20 protein-coding genes and 1 tRNA gene are annotated in these 25,833 nt (G+C 50.3%); 8 read left to right on the top strand and 13 right to left on the bottom strand.

The annotated features are described in order from the left end of the window. The first annotated feature begins 425 nt into the window (after positions 1-425). The 4 genes from A8707_RS21670 (at position 426) to A8707_RS21655 (ending at position 2,215) form a co-directional block, all read left to right on the top strand. Positions 426-692 (top strand): hypothetical protein, encoded by a 267-nt coding sequence (locus tag A8707_RS21670; RefSeq protein ID WP_068819272.1) that lies wholly within the window; start codon positions 426-428, stop codon positions 690-692. A gap of 8 nt (positions 693-700) precedes the next feature. Next, entirely contained in the window at positions 701-1,387 is a 687-nt protein-coding gene (locus A8707_RS21665) for an energy-coupling factor ABC transporter ATP-binding protein (RefSeq protein ID WP_068819271.1), read from the top strand. A gap of 137 nt (positions 1,388-1,524) precedes the next feature. After that, positions 1,525-2,079, top strand: coding sequence for an NYN domain-containing protein (locus tag A8707_RS21660; RefSeq protein ID WP_068819270.1), 555 nt, complete (start codon positions 1,525-1,527; stop codon positions 2,077-2,079). A gap of 64 nt (positions 2,080-2,143) precedes the next feature. Next, a tRNA-Asn gene (locus tag A8707_RS21655) sits at positions 2,144-2,215 on the top strand. A 20-nt stretch (positions 2,216-2,235) separates the two neighbouring features. On the opposite strand, the gene A8707_RS21650 is transcribed toward A8707_RS21655, so the two are convergent. After that, positions 2,236-2,499: a protealysin inhibitor emfourin gene (locus tag A8707_RS21650; protein WP_156518812.1), complete on the bottom strand. Its 264-nt coding sequence runs from the start codon at positions 2,497-2,499 to the stop codon at positions 2,236-2,238. A 350-nt stretch (positions 2,500-2,849) separates the two neighbouring features. Here A8707_RS21650 and A8707_RS21645 point away from each other — a divergent pair, with 350 nt between their 5' ends. Next, the gene (locus A8707_RS21645) at positions 2,850-6,257 is read left to right on the top strand and encodes a phycobilisome rod-core linker polypeptide (RefSeq protein ID WP_068819268.1); all 3,408 of its coding nucleotides are present in this window, start codon (positions 2,850-2,852) and stop codon (positions 6,255-6,257) included. A gap of 243 nt (positions 6,258-6,500) precedes the next feature. Here the strand turns inward: A8707_RS21645 and A8707_RS21640 are convergent, their stop codons facing one another. Next, positions 6,501-8,120: a serine/threonine-protein kinase gene (locus tag A8707_RS21640; RefSeq protein ID WP_068819267.1), complete on the bottom strand. Its 1,620-nt coding sequence runs from the start codon at positions 8,118-8,120 to the stop codon at positions 6,501-6,503. Positions 8,121-8,816: 696 nt separating this feature from the next. Here A8707_RS21640 and pheT point away from each other — a divergent pair. Further along, positions 8,817-11,261, top strand: coding sequence for a phenylalanine--tRNA ligase subunit beta (pheT, locus tag A8707_RS21635; RefSeq protein WP_068819266.1), 2,445 nt, complete (start codon positions 8,817-8,819; stop codon positions 11,259-11,261). A 36-nt stretch (positions 11,262-11,297) separates the two neighbouring features. Then, a complete protein-coding gene (locus A8707_RS21630) occupies positions 11,298-11,567 on the top strand; it encodes a YciI family protein (protein ID WP_074382554.1) in 270 nt (89 codons plus the stop codon). Positions 11,568-11,578: 11 nt separating this feature from the next. Here the strand turns inward: A8707_RS21630 and A8707_RS21625 are convergent, their stop codons facing one another. The 11 genes from A8707_RS21625 to A8707_RS21580 form a co-directional block, all read right to left on the bottom strand. Beyond that, positions 11,579-12,085, bottom strand: coding sequence for a MogA/MoaB family molybdenum cofactor biosynthesis protein (locus A8707_RS21625; RefSeq protein WP_068819264.1), 507 nt, complete (start codon positions 12,083-12,085; stop codon positions 11,579-11,581). Next, positions 12,085-12,423: a photosystem II reaction center protein Psb28 gene (psb28, locus tag A8707_RS21620; RefSeq protein ID WP_068819263.1), complete on the bottom strand. Its 339-nt coding sequence runs from the start codon at positions 12,421-12,423 to the stop codon at positions 12,085-12,087. Before psb28 ends, A8707_RS21625 begins: the two co-directional genes overlap by 1 nt. A 101-nt stretch (positions 12,424-12,524) precedes the next feature. Beyond that, on the bottom strand, positions 12,525-14,765 hold the full coding sequence (locus tag A8707_RS21615; protein ID WP_068819262.1) for an S-layer homology domain-containing protein: 2,241 nt from the start codon (positions 14,763-14,765) through the stop codon (positions 12,525-12,527). 150 nt (positions 14,766-14,915) lie between these two features. Next, positions 14,916-15,056 carry a tellurite resistance TerB C-terminal domain-containing protein gene (locus A8707_RS27140; RefSeq protein WP_082906453.1) on the bottom strand — a complete coding sequence of 47 codons (141 nt, stop codon included), beginning with the start codon at positions 15,054-15,056 and terminating at the stop codon, positions 14,916-14,918. Next, a complete protein-coding gene (locus A8707_RS21610; RefSeq protein ID WP_068819261.1) occupies positions 15,041-16,132 on the bottom strand; it encodes a hypothetical protein in 1,092 nt (363 codons plus the stop codon). Before A8707_RS21610 ends, A8707_RS27140 begins: the two co-directional genes overlap by 16 nt. A gap of 89 nt (positions 16,133-16,221) precedes the next feature. Beyond that, entirely contained in the window at positions 16,222-17,454 is a 1,233-nt protein-coding gene (locus tag A8707_RS21605; RefSeq protein WP_068819273.1) for an MFS transporter, read from the bottom strand. 119 nt (positions 17,455-17,573) lie between these two features. Next, positions 17,574-19,790: a type IV pilus secretin family protein gene (locus A8707_RS21600; protein ID WP_068819260.1), complete on the bottom strand. Its 2,217-nt coding sequence runs from the start codon at positions 19,788-19,790 to the stop codon at positions 17,574-17,576. A gap of 65 nt (positions 19,791-19,855) precedes the next feature. Then, entirely contained in the window at positions 19,856-20,755 is a 900-nt protein-coding gene (locus tag A8707_RS21595) for a hypothetical protein (RefSeq protein ID WP_068819259.1), read from the bottom strand. Next, the gene (locus A8707_RS21590; RefSeq protein WP_068819258.1) at positions 20,752-21,570 is read right to left on the bottom strand and encodes a PilN domain-containing protein; all 819 of its coding nucleotides are present in this window, start codon (positions 21,568-21,570) and stop codon (positions 20,752-20,754) included. The genes A8707_RS21595 and A8707_RS21590 overlap by 4 nt, the downstream gene beginning before the upstream one ends. A 1-nt stretch (position 21,571) precedes the next feature. Beyond that, positions 21,572-22,687 (bottom strand): type IV pilus assembly protein PilM, encoded by a 1,116-nt coding sequence (gene pilM, locus A8707_RS21585; protein WP_068819257.1) that lies wholly within the window; start codon positions 22,685-22,687, stop codon positions 21,572-21,574. 596 nt (positions 22,688-23,283) lie between these two features. Next, complete coding sequence (locus tag A8707_RS21580; protein ID WP_068819256.1) at positions 23,284-24,168, bottom strand: hypothetical protein; 885 nt, start codon at positions 24,166-24,168, stop codon at positions 23,284-23,286. 138 nt (positions 24,169-24,306) lie between these two features. On the opposite strand from A8707_RS21580, the gene A8707_RS21575 reads away from it, so the two are divergent. Then, positions 24,307-25,599 (top strand): ABC transporter substrate-binding protein, encoded by a 1,293-nt coding sequence (locus A8707_RS21575; protein WP_068819255.1) that lies wholly within the window; start codon positions 24,307-24,309, stop codon positions 25,597-25,599. The last annotated feature ends 234 nt before the right edge of the window (positions 25,600-25,833 follow it).

The raw sequence follows: 25,833 nt of genomic DNA, 5'->3' as shown, positions 1-25,833 counted from the left end.
GCCCAGACCAGCCGATAAAGACGAAGCGATCGCGTTTCAACCAGTCATCGAGAGCGTCAAATACGCCTCTCGTGGGTTGAGCGCGTCCAACTGCAATAGTCATGACGCAAATCTCCAAAGATTATGAGGACAAAAGATTAAGGCATTCAGCCTATCAACGACAGCTTCTTCTAGGCGAATCGGCTTGATACGTCAATTTAGGGGGAGTTTACTTTTCTTTACTATGTCACTAATTATAGGGGCATGTTCTCTAAAAGTTCTAGCCTCTTCTACATAAAACTTAGAATTTGTTTACTTTTCGTTATAAAGCTGAACTTCACTTTGAATTTCAATAGACATAGCGGTTAGTGATGGAGTCGGAATCACCCGTCGAGACGGATATTTGCGATACTAGAGTCTGGTTCTCAGTAAAGCACTCTCTAAATATGTTCATTATTGAATTGACGTTGAAGACTACCCCTGTTCCCCTTTCTGTGCAGCGCAAGTCGGCAGAAGATGCAGAAGCCACCTATCAGGAGATTGTGCAAGCAATGCGATCGGGTGGTAGCCAAGTTTTAGAACTGACGTGCGATCGTCAAACGGATAAAAAACTTGCGCTTCTCAGTGATGGTCTTGCCGCAGTGCAGATCTATGAGAAATCAAGTGCATCTGCATCTGGCAGAGCGCCTGGTTTCTTTTCAATGGCTGAGTAGTTGCCTCCATGACTTCTGGATCTACTGCTGCCATTAACATCCACGACCTCTGCTTTAGCTGGTCTAAAGGTAAGACAGTTTTAGAGTCTTGCTCTTTAGAGGTGCCTAAAGGAGAGTTTTGGATGCTTTTAGGCACGAATGGCAGTGGTAAATCTACTTTATTAAGGCTACTAGCGGGACTGCTGAAGCCTGATTCAGGAGAAATTCAAATTGCGCCGCCGATCGGGTTTGTGTTTCAAAATCCTGATCATCAGCTCGTAATGCCTACGGTTGGCGCAGATGTCGCGTTTGGGCTGGTTCAAGAAGGGCTGTCAATTCCACAAGTGCGCCAGCGAGTAGAAGAATCGTTAGCCGCCGTCAATTTATTAGCGCTGCAACGACGACCGATTTACGCGTTGAGCGGAGGGCAAAAGCAGCGAGTCGCGATCGCTGGAGCCGTTGCCCGTCACTGCGAGGTTTTGCTTTTAGATGAGCCGACTGCTCTACTTGACCCAGATAGTCAGTTAGATCTGGTTGCTCAAGTTCAAAAACTGGTTAAAAGTCGGGGGCTGACTGCCCTGTGGGTGACTCACCGCCTAGATGAGTTGGACTATTGTGATGGTGCCTTTTTGCTAGAAAAGGGGCAAGTCGTTGATCAAGGAGATCCGCAGCGGCTGAGACAGCGCTTAATGCAATCTGAAGAATCTTTGGATTAAGCTTGACTATTTGCACGACTGCCAGGACGAATTTTTGATTTGTCTTTATGTTGTGCGAATTTTTGTATGCAAACTTCGATCGGAGGTGCCAATATTAAAGAGTGAGAAGCCGCCGATGTTCATCTATAGTCTGATTCATGTCCCGTTCTGTGCCGCAAGCTGTGCTGTTGGTGGACGGCTATAACATAGTCGGAGCTTGGCATGACTTAAAACAGGCGCGCGACTGTGAAGGACTTGAGGAAGCACGCCGTCAGTTGATTGATGCGCTAACAGGCTACAGTGCCTTTCAGGGGTTTGATACTCAGGTTGTCTTTGACGCTCAATATCGCGATAGCCTCGCTAATCGCGAAGTAGTCACTCCAAATTTGTCAGTTCACTACACCGATTTTGGGCAGACCGCAGACACGTTTATTGAGCGATCGTGTGCTGATTTTCGTCATGACCTTCGCAAATTTCATCAGCGGTTGATTGTGGCAACCTCCGATCGAGCACAGCAGTTAACCGTTATCGGCTATGGAGCAGAGTGGATGTCAGCTCAACAACTGGCAAATGACGTTGAGTTTGCAGCACGCCGAGTTCAGCGCAAGCAGAAAGACACTAAAAAATCGTCGGGTCGGTTTTTGTTTAATTCTCTCGACCCGATCGCTCAAGAACGGTTAGCCCGCCTGCGATTTGGCAAAGATCAGAAATAATCCTGTAAAAAGCTTGTCAAAAGATTACGTTTATCGCTATTATTGGATTCGCAATGAGTAACGTTCCTCAGTAGCTCAGTGGTAGAGCGATCGACTGTTAATCGATTGGTCGCAAGTTCGAATCTTGCCTGGGGAGTTTTAAAAGTAAATAGTTCATCATTGACTTCGAGCTATCTCGGTAAGCCAGCCTAGCTGCTTGCAGATAACCGACTCACTCACTCGAACCGTGTAATGTCGATCGTCATCTTCAGCAATGATTTTGTAATGCAAGCGATCGGGTTGAGAACTGGCAGAGACGATGTTTGAAGATATAAAGTCTTTTGCCTGTATGAGTTGACGGAGTTGTTCGGCTTCAGAGGTCGGCAATATCTCTGTGTCAACGGTTGCTGTCAGCAGCATTCCCGCAAAACCACCGCTCAAAACCAACTTTTATGAGAGATAAATGAGAGACTGACTCATAACTCCAAATTCTAATGTTTTGTTACAAAACTTATGTCTCCTTTCAGATAAATTCCCTCTTACTTTTATGATGACTAACAGACCTGACAAATGGGTTCTACACACTTTTTAATAATTCAGTGTTTGAACCCGAAACGTTTTAATCTAAAAGTAAGCGTGGTTGACCCTGGATAGTCGTTGTATTCATGTGGTTCATTACTTCGCTAGAATCTATGTTCTAGTGAGTAACGAGGCTGATTGACGGTGACAGGTGACACTCTGGTCAGATTTAACACAGTAACGATCCGTTAAATGGGAGCTTTAGAAATCCAATGAGTGTTAAGGCAAGTGGTGGAAGCTCGGTTGCACGCCCGCAACTATACCAAACAGTCCCCGTTGCGACTATTTCGCAAGCTGAACAGCAAGATCGATTTCCCGGTCGAGGTGAGCTAGACGAGCTGGTTCGCTATTTCAGTTCGGGTGCCAAACGCCTAGAAATTGCTGAGTTGTTGACCCGCAACTCAGAGCTAATTGTGTCTCGTGCGGCAAATCGCATTTTTGTAGGCGGTTCGCCAATGGCGTTCTTAGAAAAGCCTGCGGAAGCGCCTGTCATGAGCATGGCTGGCACGGTGGTAGACACCCCAGAAGCCATGAAGCTAGGCACAGCAACCTATGTGAGTGGCAGCGGTGGCGGCTTCTTGGATGGAATCCGCGCCTTCTTTTTGACCCCCGGAAACAATGCGATTCCTGCAAATTTCCGACCCATCAACGTCTCTCGCTACGGTCCAAGCAACATGGCGAAATCGCTGCGGGACTTGAGCTGGTTCTTGCGTTACATCACCTACGCGATCGTGGCGGGAGACCCCAACATCATCTCGGTCAACGTTCGAGGTCTGCGCGAGATCATTGAGAATGCCTGTTCGGGTGAAGCGACGATCGTGGCGCTTTTAGAAATGAAGGTTGCCGCCTCCAACTACTTCCGCAATGATGCCGAGGCACTTGAGATCGTGTCTCAATACTTCGATGTCTTGATCACAGAGTTTAAAGCACCGACCCCTTCAACTAAGGTGCGTCAGCGTTCCTCTACTGATCTGCAAGGTTTAGAGCTTCCTCAGATCTACTTCAATGCATCTGAGCGTCGTCCTAAATATTCCATGAAGACAGGGCTGTCTTCGTCTGAGAAGAATGAGATCATTAAAGCTGCTTATCGTCAGGTGTTTGAGCGCGACATCACCCGTGCTTACTCGCTGTCTATCTCTGACCTAGAATCTAAAGCCAAAAACGGCGAAATCTCCATGAAGGAGTTTGTTCGTCGGTTAGCAAAGTCTCCGCTTTATCGCAAAAACTTCTTTGACCCCTACATTAACAGCCGTGCGCTTGAGTTAGCGTTCCGTCACATCTTGGGTCGCGGTCCAAGTAGTCGAGAGGAAGTGCAGAAATACTTCTCGATCGTCTCTAGCGGCGGTTTGCCTGCCCTGGTGGATGCTCTAGTGGATTCAGATGAGTATTCTGACTACTTCGGCGAAGAAACCGTTCCTTATTTGCGCGGCTTGGGTCAAGAAGCACAAGAATGTCGCAACTGGGGACCCCAACAAGATCTGTTTAACTACAGCGCACCGTTTCGGAAGGTGCCTCAGTTCATTACGACGTTTGCCTCCTATGACCAGCCATTGCCCGACCAGCACGTTTATGGCTCTGGCAACGATCCGTTAGAAATCCAATTTGGTGCTATCTTCCCCAAAGAGACGCGCAACCCCAGCAGCCGTCCTGCACCTTTCGGCAAAGACACTCGCCGAATTCTGATCAATCGCGGAGCGGGCATCAACAACCAACTCAGCAATCCTGGTGCAAGAGGGATAGCCCCCGGTACGCTCGGTCCCAAGATCTTTAAACTGGATCAGTTGCCAGGGTTCTCAAACACTTACGGCAAGCGATCGGTCAGCAACAAAGGGGTCAGCGTCAAGTTTTCAGAAAGCTCTACGCAAGCGGTTATCCGGGCTACTTATCTACAGGTCTTTGGACGTGACGTATATGACGGTCAGCGCCTAAAGTTTGACGAAATCAAGCTAGAGAATGGTGAGATCACGATTCGGGAGTTTGTGCGTCGCCTTGCCAAGTCCAACCTATTCCGCAGCCTTTATTGGACTTCACTCTATGTGATGAAGTCGATCGAGTATATCCACCGTCGTTTGCTGGGTCGCCCCACCTACGGTCGTCAGGAAACCAACAAATACTTCGATCTCGCCTCTAAGAAAGGATTCTATGCGGTCGTCGATGCGATTTTAGACACCCCTGAATATAGCGAAACCTTTGGCGAAGATACCGTTCCCTATGAGCGCTATCTGACTCCCGCAGGTCTATCGCTGCGAACAAGCCGCGTGGGTTCGATCGCCGATAAGGGAATGCCTAAAGTCGTTCTCGAAGAAACCCCCCGCTTTGTCGAACTCGGTGCCGTTGAGGAAATGCGGACAGAACCCAATGTACAGTTCCGCATCAATCAAGGAGTCAGCAAGAAACGCGAGCAAACCAAGGTCTTCAAGCTCACGAGCTTGTCAGACAAAGCGAACCTCAAAGTGATTGCAGGGGCGGCTTATCGTCAAATCTTTGAACGTGATATCACTCCCTACGTGGTCAAAAACGAGTTCACCGAACTGGAGAGCAAACTTGGCAACGGCGAAATCAACCTCAAAGAGTTCATCGAAGGGTTAGGAATTTCGAGCCTGTACCTCAAAGAGTTCTACGCGCCCTATCCCAACACGAAAGTGATTGAGTTAGGCACCAAGCACTTCTTAGGTCGTGCCCCGCTTGACCAAGCTGAAATCCGCAAATATAACCAGATTTTGGCAACTCAGGGAATCAAGGCATTCGTTGGGGCAATGGTCAACAGCATGGAATATGCTCAAGCGTTTGGAGAGGACACGGTTCCTTACAACCGATTCTTGACCCTCCCGGCGGCAAACTTCCCCAACAGCCAGACGCTCCATAACAAGCTGACCAAGCAGGACAACAAAGTTGAGAATCCTAGCTTCGCACCCGTGAAATCTCGCATGGATGCCAGCAAACTGCCGTTGACGAGCAAAGCGATCGCCGATCAAGCTGCCCAAGCGCTTCAGATGGATAAGAGCCAGCCTCTCTTTATCGAACTGGGTCGATCGTTCTCAAATGGCAGCGGTCAATCGGTCGAAGTGGGAGTGGGTACAACCCGCCGCAAACCTGCTCGGATCTTCCGCATGAACCCCGGCATGGGTCAGGGTGAAACCGAGTTGGTGCTGAACGCGGTCTACGTTCAGGTAATGGACGTGTTTAGTGGTCAGACTCCTGCTGGGTTCCGGCGATCGGACTTAGAGAGCAAGGTTCGTAATGGCGAAATCTCGGTTCGCGAGTTCGTCAAGACGCTAGCAAGCTCGGAAATCTATCGTCGTCGCTTCTACACGCCCTATCCCAACACGAAGGTGATTGAGTTCTTATTCCGTCATCTGTTGGGTCGCGCTCCGGCAACTCAGGCTGAGATTCGCCAATATAACAAGCTGTTGGCAGATAACGGTCTAAAGGCGGCAGTTGAGGCAATGGTGGACAGCGCTGAGTATGTTCGTTATTTTGGCGAAGATGTAGTGCCTTATAAGCGCTTCCCATCGCTGCCAGCGGGCAACTATCTCGGTAGCGTTCAGGCAGATGCTGACTTGGTGAAGCAATCTTGGTCTGATCTGTCTCCGTCTTCTGTGAGAGGTCGCATTAGCTAGTAAGCTAGGTGATTGAAAACAAAAGGACTCGATCGGGGTGAACGATCGAGTCCTTTTTGTTCTTGCCGAGAGCAACGATTTGAATAGACCTCTTGCAAAAGTCCTTGCCCTCACCCTAAATCCCTCTCCCAAGCCTGGGAGAGGGACTTTGAAATCTAGCTCCCCTTCTCCCAAGCGTGGGGAAGGGGTTGGGGGATGAGGGCATCTTCGGACTTCTGAAAAAAGTTCAATCTGTGGAATAGGCTACCAGATTCCGCGTTTACCCGTAGGTCTGATGGTCATCCAATTGGTTCGCGCCACTGCCAATTGCTCAGGACTCAGTTTTGCACCCGTGAGATTAGCGCCACAGAGGTTAGCGCCGCGTAAATTTGCATTCAGTAGATAAGCCCCACTCAAATCGGCTCCGCGCAAGTCTGCTCCTTCTAGGTCAGCGTTACTGAGGTAGGCTTTGGTCAAGTTGGCATCCCGTAGATTGGTGCGGCTGAGATTGGCGCGTCCAAAGTTGGCGCTGATTAGGTTGGCTCCGTGAAGGTTAGTTTTATGAAAGTTTGCCTGATGAAAAACAGCATTCGACAAATCGACTTTTGGCAGACTCAACTCCTTCAGTTCATAAGAGGCAAAATCGCGCTTTCCTTTACTGTAGTAGCTCTGTAGTCCTTGAGCATCTAACTTAGGCGAGCTATTTGACTGCCCTCCAGAGCTTCCGGTGCGCCCCGCAGAGTCGCGGCTTTTAACCCCCGAAACAGACGGTTTGGCTGCCATGACGCGACTGCGAGTCAAGCCCGATTGAAGACTAGTCGATTCAGGGCGAGTTTGACGCGCTCTAATCGACATCGCAGCACGAGCAGTAGGAGAAGCAGAGGGGGTGTCTTGAGAATCTAGGATTGAGGGGTCGCCTCGCTTGTGCCCTGAACTGTTTGGCTTGTTTGAGACTTGGGTCATGCCGCTTGCCAAGCTTTCTAGATATGGCTCCATGTCTAAGTCTCGCAAAATCTCGTTTGCCGACTGGTAGCGGTGGCGAACTGAGACTTCCAGCATTTTTCTGAGCACTTTGGCAAAGTGGTCGCTCACCTGAACTTGCTTTTGCCAAACGAGTTCTCCCGTGGCAGGGTCATAGTCTAAGTCTTTGGGAGATTTCCCGATCAGCAGATAGATGCAGGTGACCCCTAGCGCGTAAAGGTCGCTGGCATAGACAGGACGCATCGCCATCTGTTCAGGGGGAGCAAAGCCAGGAGTGCCGATCGCGTAAGAAGTCAGCGCGGTTTGCTCTGAAAGGCTGGCGTTGACAGCGTTTACCTGGTTTTTGACCGCTCCAAAATCGATTAGCACTAGCTTGCAGTCATGAGAGCGCCGAATTAAGTTTGCAGGCTTAATGTCGCGGTGAATGACTTGGTGGCTGTGGACGTATTGCAGAATAGGCAAGAGTTCGCTGAGGAAACGCTTGACTTTTAATTCGCCAAAGGTGCCTTCTCGCTTGACTTCTTGTTGAAGCGTTGCCCCACTAATATATTCTTGAACCAGATAGAATTCTTGATTTGCCTCAAAGTAGTCTAGCAACTGAGGAATTTGAGGATGGTTGCCAATTCTTCCCAGCGTGCCTGCTTCTCGCTCAAACAAATCTCGCGCCATCTGCAAAATATGAGGAGCGGTGGCAGTGGGGCGGAGTTGCTTAATCACACAGTTGGGCTGACCGGGCAAAGACTCATTGCGGGCTAGAAAGGTTGCGCCAAAGCCTCCCTGTCCAAGGGCGTGCAGAATCCGAAAGCGATCGCTCAACAGCAGCTTTGACCCACAAGCCTGACACGATTCAGTGTGGATAAGGTTTTCAGGATGTGGACAGACTGGACTTAAGCAGTAGCTCATTCAGCATTACCCGCGTTGATTGTGAGTACTGGGATATTGCTACCCTGCCCTAATTATCTGGGCATAGACTCGATCGGTCAGTGTCTATTGGGTGAGACCTCTTACTAAAGAGTGTCTAAAGTTGTTGGATCTCCACTTAAAGTCTTTGCCCATAAGTTTAGCGACCCTCATTCATTAGATGTCCCTAGTTATATAGAATACCCACGTAGCAAGGGTTTACAAACAACAGTAGCGCTAACTTTACTTTCGATCAAAGAAAGCTTTTATGGGAGATGAGCGATCGTAGCAGATATGTCCCAAAATTGAGTGAGTTGACCGAGGGCAAAACTGGCTGAATGAATCTAACTTCGATCAAGCAGCTTCTAGAATCGTAGACTGTGTGAATCATGCTTGTTTAGGACGCAGATGCTGACATTACAGCGTTGTTATTCGACAGTGAGATGAAGGTAATATCTACCTCCTACTACTCAATACCGCAACTGAAGGCAACTTCCGCAACTTTGTGAGATCTAAATCGAAACTTTAAAAACAAGTTTCAGCCAAACTACGGTGTTGATTAGTAGCAAAAAGCAAACTTTATTCAACTTTAACTACGGAGCGAAGAGTTTGGGGGATGAGTCAGACCCCCTCTTTGTCCAATCCTTCGCATGAGAGCGGTAGAATGATTCAAATTGGCGTAGATCAAAAGCAAGCTCAATGCGTATTTCTCTGAACTGGTTGCAGGAACTAGTAGACCTTTCAATGCCCCCGGAAGCGTTGGCTGAGATGCTGACGATGGCGGGGTTTGAGGTAGAAGATATTGAAGACCGACGCACTTGGGCGGATGGGGTTGTGGTAGGCAAGGTGTTAGAGCATGACCCTCACCCAAACGCCGATCGCCTGAGCGTCTGCAAAGTGGATATCGGCGGTGACACACCGTCTAATATTGTCTGCGGTGCGGCAAATGTGCGATCGGGCATCTATGTCCCGGTGGCGACGTTGGGAACCTATTTGCCCAAAATCGACTTAAAGATCAAACCTGCAAAGCTGCGGGGCGTTCCATCAGAAGGAATGATTTGCTCACTGTCTGAGGTGGGGTTGACCAAAGAATCGGACGGCATCCATATTTTTGATGAGTCAGTCGTGGGAGCGCTAAAGCCAGGAAGTGATGCGCGTCCTTTATTAGGATTGGATGACGTAATTCTCGATCTGACCTCAACAGCAAATCGGGCAGATGCCTTAAGTATGGTAGGCGTGGCGCGTGAAGTCGTGGCATTGACAGGCGCGACGCTGAGATTACCGGAGGCAGACGAGCCGACCATCCAAACCTCTAGAAGTGGCAGTTTAGCGGTAAAAGTCTCAGAGTCTCAGGCTTGCCCAACGTATATTGGCACCGCGATCGCGGGGGTAAAAATCGCTCCGTCTCCTCTGTGGCTACAGCAGCGTCTTCAATCTGCGGGCATTCGTCCGATCAGCAATGTGGTGGATGTCACCAACTATATTTTGCTGGAGTGGGGGCAGCCGCTCCACGCCTTTGACCGCGATCGTCTCGTCACCGTCGCGGGAAGCGATGCGTTGACGATCGGAGTTCGGTTTGCTAGTGCTAGCGAGTCACTCAAGACGTTAGACGGACAAACCAAATCTCTTCAGGAGCAAACGCTCTTAATCACTGCAAATGACAAACCTGTGGCACTTGCAGGTGTGATGGGCGGAGCCGAAACCGAGGTGTATGAAGGCACCCAAAATCTGCTGCTCGAAGCGGCTCTCTTTGACACGGCTGCGATTCGTCGGTCTGCGCGCTCTCAGGGTTTGCGAACTGAGGCATCTGCTCGCTATGAGCGGGGCGTTAATTTTGCAGAACTAGAGACCGCTTGTCGCCGAGCTTTAAAGCTGATTGTTGAATTGGCAGGCGGCACGATCGTCGCTCAAGAAAAAGCCGATTCTCGCCCTAGTCAGGCGACGGCGAGAACAATTGAACTGCGCTTAGAGCGAGTCAACCAAGTGTTAGGAATGGTCGAGCTAGGCGACGACATCGGCGAACTGCCCGCCAAAGAAGTCGAGCGAACTCTGACGGCTCTGGGCTGTCAGCTTGCAGTCATCAAACCCGATGTTTGGGCAGTGACGGTTCCGTTTTATCGCGATCGAGATTTAGAGCGGGAAATCGATCTGATTGAAGAGATCGCTCGAATCTATGGCTACAACAAGTTTTGCGACACGCTGCCTGAGAAGACAGAGCCGGGATATCTGTCGATCGAGCAAGCCATCACCCGCAAACTTCGCGAGTCACTGCGAGCCGCAGGGTTAACGGAGTTGATTCACTATTCGCTGGGCAAACCGGATTCTGATCGGCAAGTGATTCTCGCAAATCCCCTGTTTACTGAATATTCTGCCCTGCGGACGGATTTGATTTCGGGCTTAATCGATGCGTTTCAGTTCAACTTAGAGCAGGGGAATGGGGCGCTGAACGGCTTTGAGTTTGGTCATGTCTTCTCGCGAGACGAAGATGGATTGACCGAAGCAGAATTCATTGCTGGAATCATGGGCGGCGACCCGACTCAGGGAAAATGGGTGCGAAGTGGGCGAGATCAGCCTCTCTCATGGTTTGAGGCAAAAGGTGTCTTAGATGCGGCATTTAGGCGAGTCGGGTTGACGATCGAATATCAGCCCGATTTGCGCGACCCACGACTTCATCCCGGACGGACGGCTTCGCTTTGGAGTCAGGGTAATCGCCTCGGCACCTTTGGGCAACTGCATCCGCAACTCAGGCAAGAGCGAGATTTGCCCGATGAAGTCTATGTGTTTGAACTCGATTTGAATGTGGCGATCGCGCAACTCGAACAGGAAGAGATCTTGATTCCAACGTTCAAGTCTTACTCGACTTATCCACCGTCCGATCGTGATCTGGCGTTTTATGTCGCGACAAATGTTGCCGTGGCTGAACTGGAGAGACTGATGACTAAAACCGGGGGCAAATTGCTAGAGTCAGTCGAATTGTTTGATGAATATCGGGGCGATCGCGTGCCCGAAGGTCAGCGCAGCTTGGCATTTCGGTTGGTGTATCGGGCGGACGATCGCACGCTCACCGATGAAGAAATTTCTCCCGTTCAACAACAGGTGCGAGAGGCGCTCGTCGAGAAGTTTCGGGTGGATTTGAGAAGCTAATCCTTCAATCCACAAATGAATTTTGGAGGTTGAGCGGTGCCTAAATATGTGATGTGGGGCAGCTACTGTGAGGATGTTTTAGAGAAACGGACTCCTTATCGTCAGGCGCATTTAGATGGGCTGGCGAAACAGAAAGAAATGGGAGTGCTGGTGACGATCGGTCCGACCAAAGATGTCACAAAAGTCTTCGCGATCTATGATGCACCCGACGAATCAACGGTGCGTCAGATTGTTGAATCTGATCCCTACTGGCAAAACCAGATTTGGACAGAATATGACGTGAAGGAATGGATTCAAGCCGTTTAGATTGCTAGAGCCTAACTTCCGCGTAGCTGACTCACGAGATGCACAAGTTCTGGGAGAATCAGCGTTTCTAGGACAAGTTTGACGGCATTTGAAGAACCGGGAACTGAGAAAATGAGTTTGCCGCGATAGACTCCGGCGATCGCTCTCGATGCGATCGCCCGTGATCCAATCTCTGCATAACTGAGTGTCCGAAAAATCTCCCCAAATCCCGGCAGAGTTTTTTCTAGCAGACCCTCGATCGCATCGTAGGTTGTGTCTCTAGGAGCAATGCCCGTTCCGCCGTTGAAGATTAGGGCATCAAGATCCGATCGATCGCTTAAAGTCTGCATCTGCGATCGGATCTGGTCTGGCTCATCTTTGACGAGCGTATAGAACCCGATCGTGTGTCCCGTCTCTGATAAAAGCTGTTGAATGAGTTGACCACTGCGATCGGTGTCGCGAGTGCGAGTGTCGCTCACGGTGATGACAGCACAAGAAACCGTCATACCGGGAGCATCGGGGTGAGGGTGATGGGTCATTATGACGACTTAGAAAAGCCTAATCCATTACGCTCGGCGTAGCGTTCCATGAAACGCATAAAGCGGTCCCATTCTTCTACAGATTTCATCACATAGAGGGCTTCTAGCGCTGCTGGCTTGCCGTTAATAAATTTGGCGTTGACCTCACGAGTAATGATTTCGCCCTCCTCGTCGATCATGTATAACCCGGTGACATCTTGGGTGACATCATTGCCCAACGCACTAGGCTTTTCAAAATAAAAGTTAGCCGTTCCACTGGTGCCATCTTTAGAACGAGTCAGCCGGACATCAGGCGTGACATCTTCATCAACGCCCCTAAAAAATTGCATTTGAGCCATAGTAATAATGTCAAGGTTGTAATTGGGTTAATTAGTATTCTCCCATAGGAACGGATAAGGGATGAAAGCGAGATTTTGATTCTCATCCCTCATCTCTTTAACTAGGCGTTGGCGATATATGGAGAGTTCAGCGAGGCGACTCTGCCGTCTCGTGCCAGAGTTTGATAGACCATTGCAGACACCTCAGCTCTGGTGGCATCGCGATTAGGGCTAAACTGGCGCACGTTGGGGTAGTTGACGATGATGCGTTCTTGAGTCGCGGCGGCAACCCGATCGAGCACATTTTGCGGAATCGCACTGCGATCGTCATACAGATTCAAAACACTCACGTCTCCGGGCGGCAGGCTAAACCCACTGGCGAGTGACAGCACTAACTGAAGTCTCGTGACGTTTTGATTGGGCTTAAAAGTACCGTCCGGGAAACCGGAAATGAAGCCAGCCCGATATGCCTGATCGATCATCGGCTTCGCCCAGAAGTCAGCCGCCACATCTGGGAATTTGAACGCATCGCGCTTAGGAGCCGGGTTAAACGCTTTAGCCACGATCGCGGCATATTGAGCACGAGTCATCGGGGCATCGGGCTGGAAACTGCCGTCGGCAAATCCTTTAATAAAATTCTGACTGGCTAACCCCAGCACAAAATCTTTTGCCCAGTGCTGACTGACATCGGGAAAGATCGCGATTGAGACATCTGGATCGACGATGAAAGCAGACGCGATCGCAGGTGCGCGATTGGTCGCCACTAAGGATTGATAGACCAGTGCGGCAACTTCGGCGCGGGTGATATCCATTGAAGGTCGCAGTTGCGCCAGATTGGGATGGTTGACGACGATGCGTTTTTGGGTGGCAGTCGCGACTAAATCGGTGGCATAACTGGGAATCTCAGCCCGATCGCTATAAACGCCAATCACGCTAGGAGTTCCGCCTGTGAGTCCTAGCCCGTTGACGAGTGACACGAGCGCTTGCACACGAGTCAGATTTTGACCAGGGCGGAAGGTGCCATCGGGGAAGCCTGCAATAAAACCCATCCGGTTAGATTTGGTGATTGAATCGAGTGCCCAGAAATTTTGCGGCACGTCTGAGAAATTGGTAGCCGATTGTTTGAGCGGCAAATCGTAGGCTTTCGCGACGATCGACGCATATTGAGCACGAGTGATCGGGGCTTCTGGCTTATAGGTGCCGTCAGGGAAGCCACTAATGAGATTTCGACTGATTAACCCTTGAATAAAGGTTTCTGCCCAGTGTCCGCGAACATCACTTAAACTACTTGGCGCAGGAGTCGGTGTGGGTGTCGGGCTTGGGGTCGGAACGGGAATGGGAAGAGGAGTTGGAGTTGGGGCTGGAATCGGAGTCGGAACGGGAATCGGATTTGGCGTAGGACTTGGAGTTGGAATCGGAGTCGGAACGGGAATCGGCGCGGGAGTTGGGCTTGGGGTCGGAGCGGGAGTCGGCACTTCGCTGACGAGGAACTCGATCGGACCCTGCACTTTTGTTGGAGTTAACTGGTTGCCAGCCGACGCGATCGTAATCGGCGGACTCGTCGCATTCTGAAAGTCAAATTCGCCATTATCGCGGAAAATATTGCCCCCCGGATCTTGGCTGCTGCCTAAATTAGGAACCGATCGTTCTAACGAAATTAACCCGCTTTCTGTGTTGCGTTCGACGGTGTTGCCGCGCAAAACGGGACGAGCCGCTTTTGATAACACAATGCCTGAGCGATTCTCAAAGATGCGGCTATCGGTGATTAGAGGAGCGGCATTATCTCCGATCGCCAGTCCAAATCCAGTGTTTTGGTAGACGTTGCGACGAAATTCGCCTTTGGTGTCGCGGACGATCGAGATGCCATTCGCAGCGTTTTGAAAGAACACACTGTCGTTGACGACCGGATTGGCGGTGCCTGTAGCGAACACGCCTTCTCGTTTGCAGTTTACAAAGGTGCAGTTGGCGATCGTGGGTGCGGTCGATTCAATCCACACTCCTGTGCCGCGTATTTCGGGGTTAGTGACGGTGACTCCCCGCAGTTGGGCATTGTTGTCTAGCCGAAACGTCGCCATCTGATTGGCAAACGTAGGGCTGGCATAGGTGCCGCCGCCTGTGATTTGAATGCCGTTGCCTTTATTGGATTCATTGCCAAGCACCGTTACCCCTGAAGGAATAAAGAGCGGAAACGTTTCGCCGCTTGCGGTGCTGTAGGTGCCAGAAGCAAGCTGAATCGTCGTTCCAGATCTAACTTGTTGTAAGGCACGAGCGATCGTCTTAAAGGGCGCAGACTGGCTGCCTGCCGCGCTGTCACTGCCGCTTGTAGGATTAACGTAAAGAATAGGAGACGTTGACTGAACCATAATTTTTATGTAATGAATGCGTAGGGGCGATGCTATTTCTGGTAGGAGAAACAGCCCTAAATCAGGCGATTTCAGAAAGGGTAAAGAGGCTCTTTATAATACTCATCGGAAGGAGAAATAGTGCATTTAGTTCGATCAGAGATGCAGAAGTTATTGGAGGAGTTTTTGAACGATCGGGCGATATTCTTCAGCAATCATTGTGGGAGTGTTGCCTGAGCCAGGTTCTAGAATCATGTCACCGATCGTATCCAGAGCGCGTTCGTTAATAGAGTCGATTAACAGTTCGGGCATAGTGAGCGTGTCCTCAGCAATTTTTTTAAGGGTCGCATCAAGTTTTTTTGCTTAGCGATCGCTCCCAGTGCCGCGAGTTCTGAGGCAGATAACTGAGTGAAAAATTGTGTCCACTCGATCGGGAGATCTGGAGAAGCCGATTTAATCGCCGTCTTAATCGATCGCTGATTAACGGGAATGATCGACCCTTTATTTGTGACATCTTTTACCAACGCTTCTTTTAATGCGGCAACGTCTCGATCGAGGTCTTCTTTTTGCTGGCGGCGATCGAGAATTTGAGTTTCTAGTTGACCGAGTTCTTCATGCAAAGAGGAAATTTGAAGCTGGAGTTGCCCGATCGCAGCTTGCAGAGATTTAGAACCTGTCTCAACCTGCTGGCGTTTGGGTTCGGCTGCGAGCAGGAATTGATCGAGTTCCGATCTATAGCGTTCTAGCTCGTTTATCTGCGGCTGCAGCGTTGCTAAATCGGCTTCGATGCGCTGTTTTTGATGAGTCAGCGTTGTAATCTCTTGACCGATCGTTTCTCGTGTGTTTTTCTGTTCTAAAATCTGCGCTTTGATTTGATTGAGTTCTGCTTGAGTCGTGGTTAAATTTAGCTCCGCACGCTGTTTGGCTGCAAGGGTTGAAGACAAAGATTCCTGAAGCTCGGCTTCCTGATGCTCTAGCGCTTGCGGTTTGGGTTGACGCAGATGAGCTTGACCACTCGGTGTTTGGACGGGAGCAGACGGATTTGCGAGATTCCAACTGACGGCTGCGTTGGGTTTCTCAACAGTTTGAAGGGGTTCAGCATCCAGGTTTTGAGCTAAGCGATCGTGTTCTTCACTCAGGGCAATCAGCGCTTCATAAGCTTCCGATCGCCTGTGCTGCAAGCTGCGAATGTGTGCCATCAATTCAGCGGCTCGTTGCTCAAACAAGTAGTAGTAGCGGCGTTCTGCAACGGCAACGCCAACCAAGCTAGCAAAAAACGTGACCAATCCTGTCAGCAATGCCCTGCCAATGTCTCTGCCCGTCAAAAAACTGATGCCAACGCTGACCGCAAAGGCAACCAAACTGAGAAGAAGACGGCTTTTGAACATAGCGATCGTGCTTGAGAACCCGGCATTGAAAAGAATGGGTTTGTCCTAAAGTGTACGCGTTCTAGCAGCGTAGACGCAATTTAGACGAGTCATTTTTCTGTTTTCATAATGCGATCGAGCCATCTTAGAATCCCGATCGCGACCACAACACTCAAAGAGAGAAATAACCAGAAACTATGGGCGATCGTGGCAGATTGATCGAGTGCCCACCCGCCCAACGGAGGACCGATAAAATATCCGGCTGCCCAACACTGTGAATTGATCGCGAGATAAGTTCCTCGCAGCGATTCGGGTGCTAAATCGACGACTAGCGACGATGCCGCAGGCATATAGGTCACGGTTGCGAGTGACAAAACGCCCATGCCTAAGATTGCCCAGACGAGATGCCCCTGAGATACGATTCCAGTCACGCCAATGAACGCGAACCCGATCGCCCAGAGTGACGCTGACAGCATCAGCACTTTAGGACGACTGAATCGATTTAGGGCACGGGCGATCGGCAACTGAAAAATCACTGACAGCGTTAAATATCCAGTAAATAGAGCGCTAATGAGAGCGGGAGGAAAGCCCCGATTCGTATTGTCTAGTTTGAGGAAGTTGCTGAAATAGAGAGGCATCGTGCTATCGATTTGCACAATGTAAGTCGTAAACATTGTGTTTACAAGCGCGTACACTAACAGGCGTTTGTCAGTAAGCGCGATCGTCCATCCTTCTCCACGCGGTCTTTCGACAAATCGATTGGTCTCCGCGATTGCGACGTAGATCACACCAAAGAATACTAAAAATGAAATTCCGTCAATGATGAAGAGCGATCGATAGGCTCCCGTTAAGCTAATCAGCAAGCCGCCTAACACGACTCCGACTCCTAAGCCCAACGCATCTGATAACCGCGTGATCGAATACGCCTCGTTGCGCTGAATCGGCGTAGTTAAGTCTGCGACAACGGCTTCGGTTGCAGGCCAATACAACCCCATTCCTAATCCCATCAGCAAATTGCCACTGACAAAAGTTGGAAAATCATAGGCATTTGCTAGGCTGAACGACGCGATCGCAGACACCACTGCCGACAGCAACAGCGTCCGTCTGCGTCCCCAAAATTTTGAATCGGCAAAGGTGCCGCCAAGGGCACGCCCGACCACACCCGAAATTGCAGCACTGCCAAGCCCAAGCCCAACCGCAGTCGCCGATAATCCCACCTGATTAACAAAGAAAATAGGGGCGTAAAACAGCGTGAATCCGGTGCCAACTTGTGAGAGCAGCCGCCCAAATGCCAGAATCCAGACTTCATGACGAAACCGGGGGAGCCAGGAGGGAAATTTCATGGTGATGAGTAAGCGAATGATGGATTTCATCCATTAATAAAATAGCCAGAACCCAGAGAATATCTGAATCCTGGCTATTAGATTAGCTTTGATTGCGAACTAAGTCGCCCATCTAGAGGTTAACGACTGCCTGGATTTTGGATCATTTGCCGAACTTCAGGTCCGGGCACGTAGCCATAGCCAAAAGTGGAACGATCGGAGTCATCAATAATCTGCGGACTCAGCAGCACGATCACTTCTCGGCGCTGATTGTTACGCTCAGTGCGACGGAACAAAGCACCCAAAATAGGAATGTCTCCCAAAATTGGAACCTTCGTCACGGTTGTGCGATCCTGCTCTTGAATGATCCCCGAAAGCACCAACGTCTGACCATCACGAAGTCGAATTTGACCTGACTCTAGCTTCCGCTCAGACAGCAGCGTGATGATATTATTTGCACCGCCAATGTTGACAGATTGAGTGCTCTCAGGCTGAGAGATCGACGGAGCGACCGACAAAGAAATGAAGCCGTTGTCATCAATGCGATCGACCTTCACAGGCAGAATCAATCCCGCCGATTTCTTCTCAGCCGTTACCGTGACGGTTGCCACCGAGCCAGCCCCCGAACTCGTCACATTCTGTACGAAGTTTGTAATCACTTCTTGGGTCAGGTTAACGGTCGCGGTTTGTCCTTCTTGAACTACCAGCGTTGGATCGGTCAGAATCTTAGCGTTGCCGCTCACGACCGATGCCTGTAGTTGAGCAAAAAAGTTACGGACAAAATTAACGGGCGATCCATTGACCAGGCTGGCAACCGTACCTGTTGTATTGTTGCTAGCGTCCGATTGTGCCGTGCTCGATCCAGGCGTGTTTCGACCAAAGTTAAGCACCGCGATGCCACCCTGATTGATAATCTGCGAGTTGCCAACCCCAAACGAAAACGTTGTCCCAAATCGACGCAGCGCCAGCAGGTTCACGTCAATCACTTTGACATTGACCGCCACCATCCGTCGTCTTGAATCAAGCTGAATGAGTTGGCTGGTTGCCAGTTCAATTTGTCTAGCCGTACCGATCAGCGTGATCGAGTTGGTGCGCTCATCGCCTGACACCTGCATCCCGCGCAGATAAGGCGTAGAGTCTTGAAACGTGGCGCGCTGAACCTCGACTCTGGTTTCTGTCGTCGTCTCGGTTGTGGCTGGCTGTGCTGGTGCGGTTTGAGCGCCCTCTAGCTGCGATGCCGACTGAGCGACTACGGTTCTAACTTGCCGCTCTCTCGTCACCGCGCTTTCGGCTCCCAAACCCACCAAGAAGTTAACAGCACTGGTGACAGAAATTTGATTCAAGCGCAGGCTCCGAGCCACTGCGCCGCGTGCCGCATTGGGTAATCTAGTGCCGACGAAAATGGTGCGTCCAGAGCGCGTGGCCTCTAAACTGCCGCACTGACTGCCGCCGCCTTGTGCGCCGCCCGTCACTGGGACGCAAGCCAGCCGCAGCACGTAGTTAAAGACATCCTGCACTGACTCATTTTCGATGTCGAGCGAGATTGTTGGACCACCCGATCGAGTCGCTCCTGCGGCTGCGCCCGTTTGTCCGCTCGGAGACTCGCTGTAGGCTAAATTGAGTCCAGCAGCTCTGGCGAGAAGCGACAACACCTCTCGAACCGGAGCATCGCGCAACACCAAACGAGGAATCCGTTCGGCAGACCCTAAGTCGATCGCAGATGGCGACACATCGATCGGGGCAATGGTGATATCTCCAACCGGGGGGGCGACCGCTCTAGGCAAAAAGGGCGGGACTGGAGAGATCGGCACCGAAGGCGGAGTCGTTGTAATGGTTGGGTTTGGCACCAGTGGCGTAATAGGCACTCCGATCGGGGGTGGAGGCGATGATGAAGCAGGCGCTTGAGCGACAGATGCCGCCGGAGCTTGAGCAACAGGCGCTCCGCCTGCTCCCCCAGTGCCACTGACGCTCAAAACCACGCCTTGAGCGTTGCGGCTGGCAATTTGCCCAGTTGGAGCGACATTTCCCTGACCCACAACCGTGACCTGAATGCCATTGCCACCGACCGGAGTCACCGCGATCGACGCGATGCCGGGTGCCGGATTGTTTTGCTGATAAGGCTGATTGCCGCGCAGTTGCGTGTTGAAGATATATGCCGTCCAGGTATTGCCCCGATTGACGTTAAACACCTGCGGAGCGCGTTCACCCGCCTGCGTTTCTAACACCACATCGACCCCCGATTGACTCGGATTTAAGCGAATATTGGTGACTTGCGTTGGGGCTGCACTGGCTGCCTGACCTGCTACCAGCACGATCGCGGCGGCGGTCACTCCACCGATTCCATAAAAATCCTTCACTGGTTCACTCCTCTCTCAACTTAAAAACGATGTGGTTAAAACGCAAATCGGACGGTCTGTCGTCGCTACTTAGGTGAAGCCGTCGGGCTAGGAGTCGGCACCAATGCCTTCTTATCCGCCGCAGTCAAAGGCATCAATGCTTCCATCTGGAAGGAAGTTGTAATTCTGCTATCGGGCTGGCAGTTGGTCAAAAAGCGAACCACGCCTCCCGGTGCAACCTCATATAGCCCCCCCGGAGCCAAAGCACGGTTTTTGTCACCCACTTCAATTTTGAGATTTTTGAGCAACAGCAAGGGTTGAAGTCGCTCAATCGTTCTAAAAATCGATTGGGTTTGGTTAAAGTTGCCTTGAAACTGCACGTCGATCGTTTGCTGTTTGAGCTTGTTGTTGATCGCGGGACCTAACGAACCATCTGTAATCACCTGAGTCCCTTTAACATCGGGCGTGAATTTTCTCAGTTTGGCGGTTGCAACTAGAGGTCCCACTTTGTCCTCAAACTTTTGAGAGGTGACAAGATCGGAGTATTGATCGCGTACCCAAGATGGGCAACTGTTTAGCTTTGCTTTGGTTGCTGCCGTTCCATTCGTGTTATTTTTGTCGATCAATTGGTTGATGTCTAGCAATAACGTATTTAATGTCTTTTCGGTTGCAAACAATGCCAAAACCTGCTCACGCTGCTGATTCACCTGCGTAAGTTTTGTTTTTGCGTCTTGAATCTGCTGTTTAATCAATGCCTGATCTTTAAGCTGTTCGCTTTTCTCTTTAACTTTGGCATCTAGCGATTGATAAGCCTCCCAGGTTGGGCTGACAACGTAGTTCCAGAGCAAGCCAGCGCTCACAAGTCCGGCGGCTGCCAGTAAAATCCCTGAGATCACAGGCGTGAGCGTAATGCCAAAGATCACCGGATAGTTGGGACCGGGATCAAAATCTGAGTCTTGAGGAATGAAATCTCCACCTGCCGTCATGGTTTAATCACTCCCTTTTCTTTGAGGGCTTCAATGCGAGTCACAAGTCCAACGGCTCCTTTACGATCGAGTTCTCTAATTAGCTCAGAGGCGGGCACGTCGCTCAACGCAGTTTGCAGAGAAAACTTCACCCGCGGCGGAAGCTTAGGAGTCTCATAGTTGGCGCTTGAGCCACCCGACTTAGAGCCAGCAACATCTAAACTCTGCAACGTCTGAGCCTCTGTGAGTTCTGCGCTGACGAGCTTAGTTTGAACGCTCTGCAAGAAATTAGACTGCTGCAACGTCAACAGAAAGTCATTGACATCGCTAAACGAGTTTGCCACGCCTTCGATCAGCACTGTGCCCGACACGGGGGCAGGGACTTGACCAGGTGATGGCGCTGCGGCTGGCGTTTTGGCAGGGTCAACCTGCGTGATGCCCAAGATCTGCACGTTGGGCGGCAAGCGATCGCGAATATCCTGTACCATTGCTGACCAGGGTTTAATCTGGTTAAAAACCGTTGCCAGTGCCTGAGTTTCGTCAGTGCCTTGCTTGATTTGGTCGTTAACCGATGCCAGATCTTTCTTCTGAAGTTCAAGGTTGCCGAGTTGATTGTCTAAATCAGCTTGCTGTTGCGCCAGGTCGGTGTTTCTGACTTGCAGAAAGCCCCACAGCGCTAAGAGGGCAACCGGAAAAAAGACTCCAGCCGCCAAGCCCCAATAGAGAGGGCGACGATCGTCTCCTGCAAATGTAGGAGTCTTGCGTCCGCCTCGTCGAGCGGCATCCGGCTTATACTCTGGTCGATCGTTGAGAAAATTAATATCTAAGCTATACATTTCACCATGCCTCCCGCAGTCCTAACCCCAACACGACCCCTAACCCTGGTCGAGCCGATAACGGAATCTCTTGAGGGGTCTCGATCGACAGTGCCGCCACCGGATCGACCGCATTGCAGGGCAAACTCAAGCGTTGCGTCAAGAACTCGTCTAGCTGCCCAATCGAGGCACCCGGACCCGCCAGCAGCAGTTGCGCGACTTCCAGGTTTTCGCCTTGATTGAGATAAAAATCAATCGATCGGCGCAGTTCATCCGATAGCTCACCCAAGACTCTGAGCATCGCTGCCGTTCCTGGATTGGTGCCCGGACTCATGCGTGGACTGCCCATCGTATCCATCGGGTTTGCGGGAATCGTCATCCCTTGCAGCAGATCGATGCTGCGAGACGGGGGCAAATTCATCGCACGAGATAAAGCACTTTGAATCTGAAAACTGCCGATCGGCACCGTGCGCGAAAATTGCGGCACCCCATCGACCGTGATCGAAATCTCGGTGCTTTCAAACTCGATATCGACCAACGCCACGGCTTCTTGAGGGGCAAATTGTCTCAACTGTTCGCGAATCGTGCGAATCAGAGAAAAGCTGCTAATCTCTAATACGTCAACCTGAAGACCAGCTTGTTGAAAGGTATTAATATAGGTGTCTGTAATTTCTTTGCGGGTTGCTACCAGCAAAACCTGGACTTTTTCGATGCCATCTTCGTCAATAAATAGACCGAGTTTTTGATAGTCAACGTCGGCTTCTTCACGAGGGAAAGGCAGATATAATCCGGCTTCCTGGTTTAACACCATCTCCCGCAGTTCTCGATCGTCAAGCTCTGCCGGAACAGGAATAATTCGAGTGACCGTATCGCGCCCACCTGGAACAGCAGTGGCAGCTTGTTTAACCTTAATTTTGTTGTCTGACAGCGCGGTTTGAATCAACTCAGACATAGCAGGAGGGTCAATAATTTGCCCTTCTTGAAATACGCCATCTGGCACGGGCACTGTGACATAGCTAGCCAGTCGAAACCCTGAACCTTGCTTGCGTAACTGAACAATATTGATCCGATCGGGGGCTAACTCTATGCCAACCCCTTTAGACTTTTTAGAAAAGAGACCTTTTAGACCGTTAACCACAGATTTGTTAGCCCACTAGGCGATAGTTTAGAACCGAGGTTGGGGGAAAGAATAACCGTAAAACGGTCGAATGCAAGAGCATAGTACACAATTTATGTCAGAATGACCCGTTTGATCACAAAGGTACAAACTATAAGGCTTTGTTCGAGGACATTTGCCGAAGACTCAGCGAATATTTTTGTTTGACGAGTTTAGACCACCCAGAATGATCGATCGATTCACTGAGCTAATCATCCGCGATCGCCTTGCCAACAAAGATTATTTTGACTGAGATAAAACTGTGTGATCTGCTAGTTATGCGGTGTAATCTGCAATCGATTCGCGGCTAAAAAGTCCTCCCCTTGGGACATGATCAGGAATGTATTTGTGAATAGTACACGCATTTTCTGAAAGTGACGATCGAAAAATAAAGTTTATGATATCCGCGCTAGAGAATTTGGAGACCGTACCTCAAAGTTTGGCGATCGTTCATCTCAAAAACCTCGCGTTTCGATCGAGAAATTGATTCGCTGGTCCGTAAAATTCACCCATAAATACACAAAGTCCATGTCACAATTGCAACACGGACTTTTCATCTTTTATTTCTTTTCCTTTTCTCATCCCCCCGTACATTTTTGTGACCAATTAGGAATGACCGTTCTGGCATTAGACAGCGTTTCGAGACGAGTGCGATAAGTTCTAAGCTGCGATCGATACGTCTGATTTGCAGGGGCACTTTCTAACGCTCGATCAACGATGGCGATCGCACCCTGCCAATTTTGAGAACAGGTCGCTTGCAGCAGTTGAGCATCTAACCGTTGGGTGTTGGGGTTGCTCGCAAGTTGGCTAGAAATTGCTGTTCTGATAAATCCTGTCGGGGTGCCGTTGTCTCTCTGACTGGGTGTGTTTTGCGAAGGCTGTGGAGTTTGAGTGCCTCCCGGTTGCGTAGTGCGAGGCGGCGTGTTGGGGGTCGTCGTTCGTGAATTTGGTTGCCGAATAATCACATCTGGAACCCCGTTTGGAGCCACGATCGTGCGAGTCGTGTCGGGCTGATTGGGCTGAGTCAAACTTGGAGAATTGATGCCAGAAGTGCCTGGGTTCGTGACTGGCTGAGAGCCGCTACCGTTCGAGCTTGGAGTGCTGATACCAGATGTCCCTGGATTGTTCACTGGCTGAGAGCCGTTACTGTCTAAGCTTGGGGTGCTGATACCAGATATGCCCGGATTATTTATTGGCTGAGAGCCGTTAACGGTTGGGTTGGGTTGACTCAAGCCCGGATTCGGAAAATTTCCCCCTGACACGCCTGGATTTGTCACAGGTTGATTGGTCGTGACTCCACTATTGCTGCTGGGCAACGCTGGGCTGCTGATTCCTGAGATTCCAGGATTCCTTACAGGCTGGTCTGCCCCAACTTGAGCAATCGCTCGATTGATCCCGATTCCAGACAATAGAGAGATTAAGGTTAGCGATCCGATCGTTCCAATGCGTGAAGTCCTGAGCATAATTCTTGCCCTCTTTAGTCATGTTTAGGGTAATCGTGGACGATCGAGCCGACCATCACCTCTGTTGAAGGGAGGAATGATTTCTCACTCCTGCGATCAGGTAGACTAAGCTACTCGATCGCCTTTGAAGTAGAGAAGATGCGTCAGATTAGAACCTGGAAAACGTTTGGACTGTTTGCCCTGCTGGGATGTGTGCTGAGTTGGTTAGTAAGCTGTGGCGGTGCGCCGTCGGGCAGCAATCAGACATCGGGCAAGCCAGAAGTAGAATTCTGGACAATGCAGCTTAAGCCGCAATACACCGATTATTTCAACCAACTGATCGCCAGTTTTGAGACGCAAAATCCAGGAGTTAAAATTCGCTGGGTGGATGTGCCCTGGGCAGAGATGGAACGCAAGATTCTGACGGCGGTGGCGGCAAAAAGTGCGCCCGATGTGGTGAATCTCAACCCCAATTTTGCGACTCAACTCGCAGAGCGAAACGCCTGGTTAGATCTCGATGCCAAGATTCCTGCTGAGGTGCGGCAGCAATATCTACCGAATATCTGGCAGTCCAGCACACTCAACGGCAAGAGTTTCGGGATTCCGTGGTATCTGACAACTAGAGTGGCGATTTACAATACTGAGTTGCTGAAGCAAGCGGGTGTGAGCAAGCCTCCTGCCACTTATGCAGAACTTGCCCAAGCCGCCAAACAAATTAAAGACAAGACGGGCAAATATGCGTTTTTTGCGACAGTAGTTCCTGAAGATTCGGGCGAGATTCTCGAATCGTTTGTGCAGATGGGGGTGCAGCTAGTCGATGGTCAAGGCAAAGCAGCATTTAATACGCCGCAGGGCAAAGCTGCTTTTCAATATTGGGTGGATATGTATAAAAGTGGACTGATGCCCAAAGAAGTGTTGACTGAAGGGCACCGCCACGCGATCGACCTCTATCAACAAGGACAAACCGCAATCTTGGCATCAGGAGCAGAGTTTTTGAAGACGATCGAGAAAAACGCACCGTCGATCGCTCAAGTCTCGGCATCGGCTCCGCAGATCACGGGCGACACAGGCAAAAAGAATGTTGCCGTGATGGATTTAGTGATTCCGAAAGACACCGATCAGCCGGGTGCCGCGCTGAAGTTTGCGCTGTTTGTCACTAATAATGAAAATCAGTTTGCCTTTGCGAAAGCTGCCAATGTTTTACCTTCGACTATTCAGGCATCACAGGACAGTTATTTCACGGCGACTCCTGCCAATGCAAGTTCTGTAGACAAAGCCAGAATCATCAGTGCGAGTCAGCTTAAAAGTGCAGAAGTTTTGATTCCGGCGATGAAAAACGTCAAGGAGTTGCAGAAGGGAATTTATCTCAATCTGCAAGCGGCAATGCTAGGAAAGAAGACCGTTGATCAAGCGGTGAATGATGCGGCTCAAGAGTGGAATGGGCGATCGTAATCGTTGACCATAAATCTTTTGGTGGATGGTTGATCGGTCAAGTCGATTAGTATTTTACCAATAAAAACTATAAAATCTTGGTGTAGTCTTGAGAAAAACGCTGTTATGTGAACTTAAGAAAAATCGTTGTGTGCAACTATAGCCGTGGTCAACAGTGTTAGGACGTAGCCTCTTTAAGCACAGACTCTATGGCTTGTCGAAGGGAAGCCGCGCTCGATAACCCCTTGCGAATTC

Source organism: Phormidesmis priestleyi BC1401 (assembly GCF_001650195.1).
GTDB classification, from domain to species: Bacteria; Cyanobacteriota; Cyanobacteriia; order Leptolyngbyales; family Leptolyngbyaceae; genus Phormidesmis_A; species Phormidesmis_A priestleyi_B.
Note: the sequence above shows the minus strand (reverse complement) of the source record. Positions and strands in the feature narration are given on the sequence as shown.

What these genes read in the sequence shown, in the direction of transcription:
- A8707_RS21670 (WP_068819272.1), top strand. Translation starts at nt 426, where the DNA reads ATGTTCATTATTGAATTGACGTTGAAGACTACCCCTGTTCCCCTTTCT.
- A8707_RS21665 (WP_068819271.1), top strand. Translation starts at nt 701, where the DNA reads ATGACTTCTGGATCTACTGCTGCCATTAACATCCACGACCTCTGCTTT.
- A8707_RS21660 (WP_068819270.1), top strand. Translation starts at nt 1,525, where the DNA reads ATGTCCCGTTCTGTGCCGCAAGCTGTGCTGTTGGTGGACGGCTATAAC.
- A8707_RS21645 (WP_068819268.1), top strand. Translation starts at nt 2,850, where the DNA reads ATGAGTGTTAAGGCAAGTGGTGGAAGCTCGGTTGCACGCCCGCAACTA.
- A8707_RS21640 (WP_068819267.1), bottom strand. Translation starts at nt 8,120, where the DNA reads ATGAGCTACTGCTTAAGTCCAGTCTGTCCACATCCTGAAAACCTTATC.
- pheT (WP_068819266.1), top strand. Translation starts at nt 8,817, where the DNA reads ATGCGTATTTCTCTGAACTGGTTGCAGGAACTAGTAGACCTTTCAATG.
- A8707_RS21625 (WP_068819264.1), bottom strand. Translation starts at nt 12,085, where the DNA reads ATGACCCATCACCCTCACCCCGATGCTCCCGGTATGACGGTTTCTTGT.
- psb28 (WP_068819263.1), bottom strand. Translation starts at nt 12,423, where the DNA reads ATGGCTCAAATGCAATTTTTTAGGGGCGTTGATGAAGATGTCACGCCT.
- A8707_RS21615 (WP_068819262.1), bottom strand. Translation starts at nt 14,765, where the DNA reads ATGGTTCAGTCAACGTCTCCTATTCTTTACGTTAATCCTACAAGCGGC.
- A8707_RS27140 (WP_082906453.1), bottom strand. Translation starts at nt 15,056, where the DNA reads ATGCCCGAACTGTTAATCGACTCTATTAACGAACGCGCTCTGGATACG.
- A8707_RS21610 (WP_068819261.1), bottom strand. Translation starts at nt 16,132, where the DNA reads ATGTTCAAAAGCCGTCTTCTTCTCAGTTTGGTTGCCTTTGCGGTCAGC.
- A8707_RS21605 (WP_068819273.1), bottom strand. Translation starts at nt 17,454, where the DNA reads ATGAAATTTCCCTCCTGGCTCCCCCGGTTTCGTCATGAAGTCTGGATT.
- A8707_RS21595 (WP_068819259.1), bottom strand. Translation starts at nt 20,755, where the DNA reads ATGACGGCAGGTGGAGATTTCATTCCTCAAGACTCAGATTTTGATCCC.
- A8707_RS21590 (WP_068819258.1), bottom strand. Translation starts at nt 21,570, where the DNA reads ATGTATAGCTTAGATATTAATTTTCTCAACGATCGACCAGAGTATAAG.
- A8707_RS21580 (WP_068819256.1), bottom strand. Translation starts at nt 24,168, where the DNA reads ATGCTCAGGACTTCACGCATTGGAACGATCGGATCGCTAACCTTAATC.
- A8707_RS21575 (WP_068819255.1), top strand. Translation starts at nt 24,307, where the DNA reads ATGCGTCAGATTAGAACCTGGAAAACGTTTGGACTGTTTGCCCTGCTG.